Origin of the sequence: Pedobacter sp. Leaf250 (genome assembly GCF_920984735.1) — a bacterium.
In the GTDB taxonomy this organism is placed as follows: Bacteria; Bacteroidota; Bacteroidia; order Sphingobacteriales; family Sphingobacteriaceae; genus Pedobacter.
Window position 1 is genome coordinate 129524 of the sequence record NZ_CAKLBU010000007.1, and the last position, 14047, is coordinate 143570.

The window sequence follows — 14047 nt, forward strand, 5'->3', positions numbered from 1 at the left end:
TTTTATTAATCTAAGTAGTGAGGAGATTTAAAAAGTAACATTTAAGCCTGCCAAAAACGTTCTGGTTGGTGGTATTGCAGCACCAATTGTTAAAGCTCTATTCGAGATATTTCCAGGATTAGATACACCTTGGTTACCAGTTCCTGTTGCTTCAGGATCCATACCACCTGCTTTAACATAAGGCGAGTAAATGATGAACGGGTTTTGAGCCGTTACATAAACCTTAATTTTTTGAGCACCTAATTTCTTAGCGATATTGTTGTTGAATGAGTATCCAAAATTTATACTTCTCATTTTAACAAAACTCGCATCGTAATAACCTAGTGTAGAACCAGCATCACTTGTTAATGCACTTGTGATTTGTCCGCCAGAAACATTTGGCGAAGGGAAAACATTAGTTGGATTGGTAGGAGTCCAATAATCAACAGCTAGTTGATTTCTACGACCATCATTTATAGTCAAATAACCTGCAAGCGGCTGGTGTATCTGACTAATCAATGTTCCACCCAAACGGGCATAAACCACGAATGAGAAATCAAAACCTTTGTAATTAAAACGGTTAGTGATACCACCTTGAATTTTTGCTTGTGCATTTCCAATTACATGTTTATCATCAACAGTTAATCTTCCATCGCGATTGTAATCTTCCAATTTTAACTGGCCAGGAACAAAACCATATCTTGCGGCTTCGGCAGCTTCACTTGTTTGCCAAATCCCTATTTTATTATAATCGAAAATTGCAGTTAAAGGCTCACCAACAAATAATTGCGCATTGGTTACTTGAGTAATGTTTCCGTTTAAGGCGATTAATTTGTTTCTATTGAAATAGAAGTTCAAATCTGTTCCCCAAGAAAAACCACCTTCAGTTTTGAAGTTTTGGCTTGATAAAGCAACCTCTAAACCTTTATTTTCTACATTACCAATATTGGTTAAATAGTTTTCAGATATTCCTGATGTTGGAGGAAGCGGAACACCATATAATAACTTGTCAGTTTTTGCCGTATAATAATCGATACTACCAGTAATACGGTTATTTAAGATTCCGAAATCCAAACCAATATTAGTGGTGCGTGTATATTCCCAATCCAAATTAGGGTCAACAATTCTAGAAACATAGTAACCTATTTGAGATGAAGGGCCATAATTGTAACGAACTCCGTTTGATGCCACGCCACCTAAAGTACTGTAAGCCGGAACGGCCTGGTTAGATGTAATACCAAAACCTGCACGAAGTTTTAAGTTCGAAATTAATTTCAAATCTTTCATAAAATCTTCGTTGGTAATGCTCCAACCAGCAGAAACTGCTGGATATTGTTTCCATTTATTTCCATTTCCCAAACGAGATGAACCATCTCTACGTCCGGTTACCGTAATCATGTATCTATCGTTATAAACATAATTGGCCCGCAACATCATCGAAATTAAGGTAGCCGATGATTCACTTCCACCCAACACAGCCACTGGACCAACAGATGATTGCCCAAGATTATAGAATTGAACGAAATCAGCAGTAATCGAATCCTTACTTACAGATGTATTGTGATATTGCTCACGTTCGAAGCCAAATAATGCAGTTACCGAAACACGGTGTTTTTGGGCAAATGTTTTTTCGTAGGTTAATAAATTATCTAACGAATATTTTGTTCCTGTACCATTGTTAACCGAAGCTGTATTGCCTAAACCTGGTCTGAAATAACTATTGGTACCTCTAAACTGAGCACCTTCTTCCTGGTTGAAATCCAAACCAGCATTTAATCTATATTTAAAGCCATCTAAAATTTGCACTTCACCATAAATACTGTTGAAAGTACGGAAACGACGAACACGATCTACCCATTGATTATTATTGGTTAAAAGCATTAATGGATTGTAAGTAGTATTTAAATCGTCTAAGTTTCCTGCTGGTTTAAGGTTAACAGAACCATCTGGATTATATGGCGAACTTAGCGGACTTAAGGAAAGTAAAGGAAATACATTTAAACCAAATTGCGAACCATTGGTAATGCTGTAGTTGGTTAAGTTGTTAAAACCAATTTTTACAAATTTCCCCACTTTAAAATCGCCGGTAGCTTTCATAGATGCCCTGGTAAAATCTTGACTTGGCAATGCCGACGTTTGTTTAAAATAACCACCGCCAACGGAAAACTGGCTTTGTTCGCTACCACCAGAAATGCTTAAGTTATTGTCGGTCATGTAGCCATCTTTGTACAACAAATCTTGCCAATCGGTATTTCTACCGGTTGCAATCCCTTGTTTTTCATCGGCTAGGTAATCCTGATTAAAAATTGAATAATCGCGAAGCGCTCTATATTGATCAGCATCATACACATTGTATTTATTAGTGATTTTGCTTATACCATAATAGGTATTGAATGATACTCTTGTGTCGCCGGCAATGCCTCTTTTGGTGGTGATTAAAACCACACCATTGGCACCACGAGAACCGTAAATTGCAGTCGCAGAGGCATCCTTTAATACATCTAAACTTGCGATGTCATCAGGATTGATGTCGTTTAATGTTCCGCCATAAGGTATACCATCTACAACAAAAAGCGGGTCGTTCGAGGCGTTGATTGATCTTTCCCCACGAATCCTGATTTGTGCGCCTGCGCCCGGACGAGTACCAACTGATTGTACCTCAACCCCTGCCATTCTACCTTGCAATGCTTGCTGAATATTCGCTACTGGCACTTCCTTTATTGCCGATCCACTTAACGAAACTACAGAACCTGTTACATCTCTACGCTTTTGCGTACCATAACCAATTACCACAACTTCGTTTAAATTTTTAGAATCTGGCGTTAGGGTAATGTTAAATACGGATACACCATTTTTAATTTCAATTTCTTGCGATGGATAGCCAATGAAGGATACCACTAATGCCCTTTCATTTTCAGGTGCGCTGATGGTAAAACTTCCATCATCGCCAGCAACTGTCGATTTACCAGAAATTTTCAGTTTAATCCCTGCACCAGGTAAAGGGAGATTTTTTTCATCCACTACTTTACCCTTTAAAATTTTTTGGGCAAAAAGCAATGTTGGGGTTAAGCCTAATAAAAGTATTAGCATAACCATACGCTGCAAAAAGATTTTTTGTCTAGGTTTTCTCATAAAAGGTTTAATTTAATTAACAGTTGTTAGCTGCCACTTTAAATAATCTTAGGTTCTATTTACCTGGTTAGAATATTGGTGTTAGAGACTTAAGGATATTTGGTTATGATAAAAGTAGAAATTAAAAAATGAATTTGCAACCGATTGCATAAAATATTTTCTAAAATATTTTAAATCCTTTATAAATACTGAAAAATGGCGTATTTTTACCCTGTACCGATTGCATTAACCTTATACAAAGTTGAAAAAAAATGAAAATGATACAAACCATGCGCTGGTATGGGCCAAGCGATATTGTAGGTTTAACAGATATTAAACAGGCTGGATGTAGTGGGGTAGTTACGGCTTTACACCACATTCCAGTTGGAGAAATTTGGACCACCCCAGAAATTCAGAAACGAAAACAGGAAATTGAAAATCATGGCATGGCCTGGAGTGTTGTAGAAAGCTTGCCAGTACATGAAGACATCAAAAAAAGAGCCGGCAATTATAAAATCTGGATAGAAAATTATAAAATAAGCCTGGCAAACTTAGCTTCATTTGGCATTAAGGTAATCACTTATAACTTTATGCCCGTACTGGATTGGATGCGAACCAATCTGAAATACGAAACAGAAACTGGTGCTTTAGCATTGCGATTTGAAAAATCTGCTTTCATCGCTTTCGATTTATTTTTGCTTAAAAGACCAAATGCATCCGCAGATTACTCTCCTGAAGAAATAGAAAAAGCAACATCTTATTATAATAATTTAAACGAAGAAGAGCGTAAAACGTTAATGGGAAATTGCCTGCAAGGTTTGCCAGGTAGTAAAGACCATTTCACGCCTGAACAAGTGCTTGCCTTACTTGATGGTTTTAAGGGAATAACAGCTGATGTTTTGAAGGAAAATTTGGTGAAGTTTTTATCGGAAATTACGCCTGTTGCTGATCAATACGATATGCAAATGGCTATCCATCCCGATGATCCACCCTACCCTATTTTAGGTTTACCAAGAATTATGAGTACCGAAGCCGATGCGCAATATATCATTGATCAAGTACCTGCTAAATCGAATGGGCTATGTTTTTGTACTGGCTCTTTTGGTGCCCGACCGGATAATGATCTGCCGGGAATGATTCAAAGATTGGGCTCCAGAATTCATTTTCTGCACTTAAGAAGTACACAAAGAGATGAAGAAGGCAATTTCTATGAAGCCAACCATTTGGAAGGAAATGCCGATATGTTTTCGGTGGTAAAGGAGGCCGTAATATTAATGCAAAGCGAAAACCGTGATATTCCGATGCGACCAGACCATGGTCACCAAATGATGGATGATCTTGTTAAAAATCCATATCCAGGCTATTCTGCAATAGGCCGGTTAAAAGGCTTGGCAGAACTTCGAGGGCTGGAAATGGGCATTCGCAAAAGTTTGTTCGAATAATTTAATCATTTGCTTTATCAGTCGATTGCCTTTCAACAACAGTAGGATCAAGTACAATGTGTTCAATATCATTGTATGGGTTTTCCTGATTTACCATTTTTAAAAACATCTTTGCGCATTCTCTTCCGATTTGCGCAGGATGTTGATCTATTGTAGATAAATTTGGAGTAATGTATGCCGAAAAAGCTTCGTTGGCAAAACCAATTACACCTATTTCTGGTGGCGTTTCATCTATTTCTTTAAGTTTTTTAATCACACCTAAAGCAGTAAAGTCATCTCCAGCAACAATAGCATCTGGTTTGTTTTTACTACGCATTAATTTGCCTGAACCAAACCTACCATCTTTGATAGATAAACCACCAAAAATAATATGCTCCTCAAGAACAGGTAAATTATTATCAACCAAGGCTGCTTTATAACCCTTCAACCTATCATTAAAAATTTTAATTTGATGTACTGTGGTTACAAAAGCTATCTTTTTGTATCCTTTATCAATTAAATGCTGTGTAGCCACATAACCTGCTCGAAAATCATCAAGTGTAATTGTGGGCACAACTAAATCTTCATGAACCCTATCAAACAGAATAAGTGGTTTATTTTGTTTAACGATCTCCGCAAAGTGAGAAACATCTTGCGTTTCGAGCGACATGGAAGCCATAATACCGTCAACCTGTGCTTCTAATAAAGTTCGAACCCCGTTAATTTCATTCTCAACAGATTCATTCGATTGATAAATAATTACACGATAGCCACTATCTTTCAAACCATCTTCTATACAGTGAATAATAGATGCGAAGAAATGCGCTTGGACACTTGGAACAATTACGCCAATAATATGTGTTTTGCCCGATTTAAGTGCTGAAGCCAATTTGTTTGGACTATAATTGAGCTTTTTAGCAGTTTCCACAACAGCTTTTTTTGTTGCATCACTTATAGCGGGGAAACCACTTAGTGCCCTCGAAACGGTAGAAACTGTTATGTTAAGCTCTTTCGCAATATCGTATATGGTTGTTTTTTTCTTCAATTTTGATCAAGTAATTAACAATCGTAAATTAAGAATCCCTGTTTCAATCGATTGTTTTGGCAATTTAGTAATTATACTTTAATGATTATATTCTTTTTATACATGATGTAAAGCAGCACGTAGAAACCCAACACGTAACTTATTGCCCAAATTAAAGATGCATTTATTGGCGAGAAAAACGGAGTATAACAAGTATTATAAAATTTTTCCAACAAAGCTGTTTTGGAACCATCGGCATTTGTGATTTTAATGAGATTTAAAACCCGAGGCATTAAACCAGCCAAAAAGAAAACTGTTATGGCATTTACGCCATATACCACAAATGGCATGGTAATTCTTTTGTACCCCTGAACGTCGATTAGCCAATAACAAAGTGCAAGCCCGATGGATGCCAAACCACCAGCATAGAGCACGTAGGAGCTTGTCCACAAGGCTTTATTTATTGGAAATTGTAAATCCCAAAGGAGGCCAAGAATTACTGCACCAATGCCTGCTGTAAATAGCCAGGCTACTTTCGTTGGGTTATCTACATCTTTTCTACGCATCCATACGCCGACCAAAATCCCGAATAAACATGTTCCAACAGCTGGCAAAGTACTTAAAACACCCTCAGGATCCCATGTTTTAGCAGATGCCCAAGTATGCGATTCCGTTAAAATCTCCCTATCAATCCACGCGGCCAAGTTGGTTTCTTTTTCCATGTTGGGATAACCCACTCCAGGAACTGGGACAAATGTCATTAATGCCCAATAAACCGCCAGAATTGCAATGAAGATTTTGAAGATTGCCTTATTAGAAAATTTCAGGAAAATGATGCTGCTAAGGATGAACACAATACCGATGCGCTGCAAAACCCCTAATAACCGAACGGTTTGAAAAGCTTCGAGTAAGCTCTTACCATCAATAATTACTGCCATGAGTTTGCCAAAAATAGCCAGGAAAAAGCCTAATAGGTATAAAATCACGCCCCGTTTGATGGCCTTTACGATTGTTTTTCCATGAGTTGTTGGATCTGCTTTGTTACTGCTCATGGCAAAAGCGATGGAAACACCTACAATCCAAAGAAAAAACGGAAATATCAAATCAGTTGGTGTACAACCATTCCACTCTGCATGTTCTAAAGGTGCGTAAATATGCCCCCAACTGCCGGGATTGTTTACCAAAATCATTGCTGCTACAGTTAATCCTCTAAAAAAATCAAGAGATAGCAGGCGTTGTTTTGGCTCATTCATATTAGGTTCGATTTAGCAAACTAATTTAGGGCTTTGTTTTTGGAATTAGAAATTATCGACTTACGAAGTTTTGTTGGCTCCGTGTGATGGGAAAACTTCGTAAGTCTCATTTGTAAAAACATAGCTCCAGTTTCATCTTCAAAAACTGGCGAAGTCCTTCTGCGCTCTTGGCCTTTGAGACTTCGCAAGTTAATTCTACTTCTTCATTGGCTCAATCAATGCAATCGTACCATCGGGTTTATGCGTTAACTCAGTAACTTTTACGTTCCTTAAATGTGTTTTCCCAGAAAGTTGTGTATCGTGATAGAAAATGTACCACTTTCCTTTTATTTCGATAATAGAATGGTGTGTTGTCCAACCTTCTACAGGATTCATAAACGTTCCCTGATATTTAAATGGCCCGTAAGGTGAATCGCCAATTGCCGAGGCTAAGAAATGTGTATTTCCTGTTGAATATGTGAAGTAATATTTTCCATTATACTTATGCATCCATGCACCTTCAAAAAATCGCCTATTATGATCTTTTGTTACAAGTGGCTTACCATTTTCATCCAAAATAACCACATCTTTCACGGCGCCATCAAACGATAACATGTTGTTGCTCAGCTTTGCAATCTTTGCATTCAATGCCGGCTCATTTTCTTTTTGCGAATCCGTTTTAGAACCATTGGCATCATACTTTCCATTGTTCCAACGTTGTAATTGGCCACCCCAGATTCCACCGAAATACATAAATGTCGATCCATCAGTATCGGTAAAAACTGCCGGATCGATGCTATAACTTCCTTCAATTGGTTTAGGTTCGGCTTTAAACGGACCCGCAGGATTTTTAGATGTAGCTACGCCAATTCTAAACACATCGCTTTTATCCTTTACCGGGAAATATAAATAGTAGGTTCCGTTTTTAAATGCAGCATCAGGCGCCCAAAGTTGGCGACCAGCCCACGGAATATCTTTAATGCTTAATGCTACGCCATGATCAGTTACTTTACCATTAATGCTATCCATGCTTAAAATATGATAATCCTTCATATCAAAATGATCACCATTATCATTTTCGAGTGTTCCGCCTTCTACATCATGCGAGGGATAGATGTAAACTTTGCCATTAAACACATGTGCTGATGGGTCGGCGGTGTAAATTTCACTAATAAGCGGCTGCGATAAATATTTAGACTTTTTTGAAGTATCAGCAGTTTCTTTGCTTGCTGTTTTAGTTGCTTGCTGGCAAGAACTTGTGGCCGCTAATGCCATAATTAATGCCAGGCCAGACAGCTTTTTAAAATTATTCATCATATTTTCAAGTTATAAATGGTTGAGTTTTATTTTATTTCGCTAACAAATGTTTCAGGTGGACCAAGGAAACTGGGTTTTAATCCGCCCAAATCGAGCACTAATTTCTGCAATACTACAGCAGGCGTTACCATCCAGTATTTTATAGTGTGTTTGCCAGGTTTATCAATTTTTAATCGCGTTTTAAAAATCTTAATGTTATCGGCAACTGATTTTCTCCATGCTGTTTCTGTTTTGTAATCAGCGCTTATATTTATGATAACAGGCGCCTCATCATCCACAGAAACTGCAAATTTTAATCCATCAGCATTTGTAAAATCGATGGTTGGTGAAATGAAGCTATTTAATGTAAATGTTCCGGTTTCAGTTAGGTAAATATCATATTCTAAATGTGGTGTAGTCGCATCAGGTTTCTGAACAGGCGATGTTACAGGAACAGGAATGACGCCACCCAAAGTTTTTCCATAATTGGGCAAGGTTTTCCAAAAAATTGGTCTGCTGTTTATTGCTCGGCTATAATTAGGTGCTTCCATTGAAATGTAGCCATTCTGCGGTAAAAAAGCATTTAACGTAGGGGTGTCAAATTTCGAATTATCGATATGAATTGGAACCTCCAATTTTGTTCCATCACTAACAGAAACGATTATACTGCTATTTGATTTTCCTTTAGGTGCTTTTGCCCAATCTACACTTAACCAAACTTTTTTAGCATTATTTACTTCACCTTTTGGTTGATCTACAATGATATAATTCGGAGTTTTAACCTGGTAAGTGAAAACACCCATAGCCTTATTAAATAATTCGAAGTAATGTGAAGTGTTATTGTAGTAATCAAAAGTTGGCAAAGCAATGTTCACCTTTTGCTTTTTGCTCCACGATGAATCACTTCCTTCAATTGCCAATCCCATTTCCACTTTGTTCAAATTACCTGTTGCGGCCAAAACCATGGTATTTGGTTTTGAGTTTTTCTCTGGCTGTTGCCAGTAAGTATAACCGATATGGGTTTGATCCATCATGTGATCCCACTTGCCGCCGGCCATCGTTTTGTTATAGTAATTGGTTATTTCTTCATCTCGTTTATACAATTCGGCAACCTGCTCCCCCATGGTATTTGCAGCCAAGCGACCTTGTTTCGCATATAATTTATTTTTAGCAACATGGAAATAAAGATCATAAAGATTGGCACTTGCCTCTACAGGATGCATTACCAACTGATAGTAGGCATCTTTCTGATTGACTGGAATTTGATTGTAAATAAACCTCGCCTTTTCCGCTAACTTTTTATAGTCGGCAACTACTGTTTCAAACTCGTTGTAATTGTTTAGGCTGTAAATGCTATCTGTTAGTAACTCTGGTTTGATACGCCCGTTATATTTCGAATAAAAATCAAGAATATCTGCAATTTCAGCAGCATAAGTTTCGCCAAACTGTTTCTCCGACCAGTCGATGGTATATTGTTTCAACTGTTCTGCCGGGATGGCATCGGGCGCCCAGGCGTAATCCAGAAAGAAAGAAATTGGAAATTCCATTGGTTTTAAATCGCCAACATTTACAATCCAAATCTGGTTGGCATTATACTCATAAGCCAGGTTCATCTGCTCCCAAACTTTCTGAATGGGATTGGTATTAATCCATTTGTAATTCCTTGGATCACCTACATAGTCGAAATGATAATAAATGCCATAACCACCTTTACGTGGTGATTCATTGAGCTTTGGAAGTTTTCGGATATTGCCCCAATTGTCATCACAAAGCAGCAGTGTAACATCATCCGGAACACGCATTCCTTTATCGTAATAGGCCTGAACTTCTTTATACAGTGCCCAGAGTTGTGGTGTTTCAGATGCTGGTTTTTTAGTAACTTTTTCAATAATTTCTCGCTGATCTTTTACTATTTTTTCCAGTAATGCCGTCGCTGTTCCTTCTGTCATTGGCTCATCGCCGTCTCCACGCATTCCTACGGTGATGATTTGTTCTTTGTCGGCCACTCGTTTTAAGCCACTTTCCCAAAACTCCCTTAATTGAGCCGGGTTTTGATCGTAGTTCCACTTTCCACCTTTATATCTTTTCCACTCATCGTGGGCCCGGGTTAAAGGTTCGTGATGTGAAGTTCCAATAACCACTCCATATTCATCTGCCAAAACGGGATTCAATTTATCATCATCATTAAAGGCACTTCCCCACATGGCAGGCCATAAATAATTGCCTTTTAAACGGAGAATGAGCTCAAAAACCTGGGCATAAAACTTACTATTGAAGCCACCAAACTCTTTTCTACTCCAACCCGATAAAGCTGGCGCTTCATCGTTTAAGAAAATTCCCCGATATTTAACAGCAGGAGAAGAAATGATGTGCCTACCAGAGATGGCAAATAAACTATTACTTTTTTTCACAGGAACATCGGCCCAATAATACCATGGCGAAACCCCGATTTGGCTGGAAAGTTCGTAAATGCCATAAATGGTTCCGCGTCTATCGCTACCAGCAATTACGAGAGCAGAGTCCACACCCGCAGTTGGGTTTTTAACGACTTCAATTAATGTACTTTCCCATTTTCCAGCAATCCCGGCAACATTTATTTTGTTGTTTCTAATTAACTCATCAACAATTTTGCTTTTTCCAATGGTACCGATAATGATGGCCATGCCAGCAATTTTATCAGTAGCAAAAGCTGGATTAATTCCTGTAACTTTTTGTATATCGCCCTGAAGATCTTTTGCTGCTCTTGTTACGCCTGGCCAATCATTTCCACTAATTAAGATTGATGAAACTTTACCTTTGCTAGCTATGGAGAAACTTCCATGAGTTTGAGTTTTAGATATGAATGGGTCGGCACCTGCAGCTAAGCAGATGTTTTTTAATCCAAACAACATAATAAGGAGGATAAATTTCTTCATTTCATTTATTTTTAAAATTGATTACTTCCCAATACGCTTTCTTGGGTTGCAGATTGGTATCAAAAAGAAGCGGGTAATTTTTTCGTCCCATAACCGGATATTCATCCAACCAACTGTATCGATCGGAGATATTCCAAAAGGTAACATTGGTAATTACGTCTTTATATTCGCGAAATACTTTAAATACCATCGCATATTGCGCTGCCTGTTTTTGCTGAAGTGCTAACGTAAATTCATCTGATTCTCCAGGCTTTCTTGCTCTTCTCTCCTTTTCCCATGGATAGATTGACATATCAACTTCAGTAAACTGAATTTTTAATCCAATTGAAGAATATCGTTCAATTGCAGCCCGCAAATCCTTTTCTGTTGGTTCCTGTAACGACCAATGCGCCTGCAAGCCTACGCCATCAATTGGCACGCCCTTATCTTTTAAACTTTTAAGCAATTTTAAAATCCGCTCCCGCTTTTCTGGTCGCTCGGTATTGTAATCGTTGTAATAAAGTTTTGCCTCTGGATCGGCCGCATGCGCATATTCAAAAGCTTTTATTATAAAATCCTCACCGCAGATTTTATACCATTTAGAATCTCTTAAATATTTTGAAGGATTATCATCAATGGCTTCATTTACCACATCCCATGCGTAAATTTTACCTTTATAACGATTAATAACTGCCGTAATGTGATCTTTTAAACGCTGTAACAAAACAGCCTTGGTTACTTCATTTCCTTTACTATCCTTAAAAATCCAATCGGGCGTTTGCTCATGCCAGCATAAATTGTGTCCACGGATTTTGATTCCATTTTTCACCGCAAAGTTTACAATAGAATCGGCTTCCCTCCAGTAAAACTTTCCTTCGCGGGGCTGTATTGATCCCATTTTCATGGCATTTTCTGCTGTAATGCTATTGAATTGTTTTTTGATTAATTGCGATTCATCTCCGGTCAGATTTTTTACGCCCACAGCTACGCCAATTGAAAAATAAGATTGGTAGAAATCCTTTAATCCAAAAGAATCATTAGAATAATTTTCAGGAACCTGCTGCGCTCGGCAAGATATGATCACTAAAAATATGCAAATCCAAAACGCACCAATAAATTGTAAAAATTGAAGTTTCCTGAACATATATATTTGGCTAAAGCAATGTTTGAAGCGATCGTTATCTATTGACCAAAACTAACATTGGCACTAAAGTAATATTAATTAAACAAAAATGCAATCGGTTGCACAATAATTTTTCAATCTCATCTTTTGGAAAAGTATATCAAAAAAAAATCCCCTACCATTACATAGGGGATTTTATTATTTATGAATTTGATTTTTTCTTACTCTTTAGCCAGAGGAATTTCTACACCAACTGGTCCGCTTGGTTCACTTTCATTTTTCAACCTATCAAGGGCAGTAACCAAATAACTATAACGTTTACCAGGTTCTGTTGTGGTATCAATAAAGGAAAGATAATCTTCGAAGCTAATTTTGAGGATATTTTTTGGATCAAGTATGGAAATTTTCTCGCCTTCAGCAAAGCGATAAATTACATAGCCAGAAGCCGTTTCACCATCTTTAGCCTTTAACGGGTTTTGCCACTTCAAATGTACACCATCTTTAAGCGCATCGGCAGTTAGCGCCTGCGGCTCGTTCGGAGGAGTTTCATCTAACCATGGCATTTGCGGAGGGAGCGCCTGATACTTATATAAATCATTTTTTAGTGAATCGCCTACAGATCTTGCTACTGTACTCAATGATTTTGAGCTAAAGAAAACACTGCCCTGAATTCTGGTATGCTCTCTTATAAAACGTATTTGCCGGGGTATTTCTGTTAAATTTTTCCAGGCTGCCTCGGCCCTTGAGTTAACCAGGTAAGCACCCTGACCTATGTAAACATGCCTACCGTAACTGTTATTGCTCCACCAATCAACCAATGTAGCGAATGGGGCAACTCTCCTCGTAAATGTAAAATAGATCTGCGGATTGATATAATCTACCCAACCTTCCTTAACCCACTTGCGGCTATCGGCAAAAAGTTCTGCATAATTGGATAAACCACTGGTTGCAGATCCTTCGGGATCTTCATATTTATTGCGCCATATACCAAACGGACTTACGCCGAACTTTACCCATTTTTTATAATGGTGAATGCTATCATCCAACTGCTTGATGAGCATATCCACGTTGTTTCTGCGCCAATCTTTTATGTCGATAAAATTATTTGCGTACTTGCTAAAAGTAGCGGAGTCATTTATAGTTTGTCCTTCAATTTTATATGGATAAAAATAATCATCAAAATGGATTCCATCTACGTCGTAACCTTTTACAACATCTAAAATAACCTGTATTATATATTCTCTCACATCAGGAATTCCAGGATCAAACTGTTTTTTGCCACCATAGATAAAAAACCAATCTGGATGTTTTTTGAACGCATGGTCATCATGAAAAACGGTGCTGCTGCTCATACTTGCCCGGTATGGGTTAAACCAAGCGTGAAGTTCCATCCCTCTAAAATGCGCTTCCTTTATGGCGAATGCCAAAGGATCGTAACCAGGTGCGGGCGCTAATCCTTGCTTACCCATTAACCATTGGCTCCAGGGTTCTCTTGATTTAGCATAGAAAGCATCGCCTGCTGGCCTAACCTGTAAAATGATGGCATTCATCCCTTGACTTTTGTGCCTTTCGAGTATACCAATCAGCTCTTGTTTTTGCTGATCAATGCTTAAACCCGGACGAGAAGGCCAATCGATATTGGTTACAGTGGCTACCCAAACCCCTCTAAACTCTCTTTTTGGTGCAATTTTTGTTAAAGGTTGAGCATTTAATATATAAGGTAGTACAGTTAAAGATAAAAGTGCGTATAGAAAGTTTTTAAGCATTATTCTTGTCTTGTTTTTTTTACTGGGATGCGTACTTGTGTTATTTTGAATACAAACGAACATTAGCAATTAAACGATTTTTTTTAAAATCTCTTATAATTTTTATTAAAAATTATAATTTGCGCCTTGCTAAAATTAATTGTGTGCCCCATTTACCTATGGAAATACAAAAGTATATTAATTTAAGAAGATACAGCATTA

8 protein-coding genes are annotated in these 14047 nt (G+C 37.9%); 1 reads left to right on the forward strand and 7 read right to left on the reverse strand.

Going from position 1 to position 14047, the window contains the following annotated elements:
- Positions 1-27: 27 nt before the first annotated feature.
- Positions 28-3111 carry a TonB-dependent receptor gene (locus LUA91_RS08030; RefSeq protein WP_231425531.1) on the reverse strand — a complete coding sequence of 1028 codons (3084 nt, stop codon included), beginning with the start codon at positions 3109-3111 and terminating at the stop codon, positions 28-30.
- Positions 3112-3362: 251 nt separating this feature from the next.
- Between LUA91_RS08030 and uxuA the strand changes: the two genes are divergently transcribed.
- On the forward strand, positions 3363-4532 hold the full coding sequence (gene uxuA / locus LUA91_RS08035) for a mannonate dehydratase (protein ID WP_231425532.1): 1170 nt from the start codon (positions 3363-3365) through the stop codon (positions 4530-4532).
- A gap of 1 nt (position 4533) precedes the next feature.
- Here uxuA and LUA91_RS08040 read toward each other — a convergent pair whose 3' ends face one another.
- The 6 genes from LUA91_RS08040 to LUA91_RS08065 form a co-directional block, all read right to left on the reverse strand.
- Complete coding sequence (locus LUA91_RS08040) at positions 4534-5556, reverse strand: LacI family DNA-binding transcriptional regulator (protein ID WP_231425533.1); 1023 nt, start codon at positions 5554-5556, stop codon at positions 4534-4536.
- Between the two features lie 71 nt (positions 5557-5627).
- Positions 5628-6788 carry an acyltransferase family protein gene (locus LUA91_RS08045; protein WP_231425534.1) on the reverse strand — a complete coding sequence of 387 codons (1161 nt, stop codon included), beginning with the start codon at positions 6786-6788 and terminating at the stop codon, positions 5628-5630.
- A 195-nt stretch (positions 6789-6983) separates the two neighbouring features.
- Complete coding sequence (locus tag LUA91_RS08050; RefSeq protein ID WP_231425535.1) at positions 6984-8084, reverse strand: glycoside hydrolase family 43 protein; 1101 nt, start codon at positions 8082-8084, stop codon at positions 6984-6986.
- 26 nt (positions 8085-8110) lie between these two features.
- On the reverse strand, positions 8111-10978 hold the full coding sequence (locus tag LUA91_RS08055; protein ID WP_231425536.1) for a glycosyl hydrolase 115 family protein: 2868 nt from the start codon (positions 10976-10978) through the stop codon (positions 8111-8113).
- Position 10979: 1 nt separating this feature from the next.
- Positions 10980-12101 (reverse strand): endo-1,4-beta-xylanase, encoded by a 1122-nt coding sequence (locus tag LUA91_RS08060; protein ID WP_231425537.1) that lies wholly within the window; start codon positions 12099-12101, stop codon positions 10980-10982.
- Positions 12102-12301: 200 nt separating this feature from the next.
- Positions 12302-13846, reverse strand: coding sequence for a glycoside hydrolase family 10 protein (locus LUA91_RS08065; protein WP_231425538.1), 1545 nt, complete (start codon positions 13844-13846; stop codon positions 12302-12304).
- Positions 13847-14047: the final 201 nt, after the last annotated feature.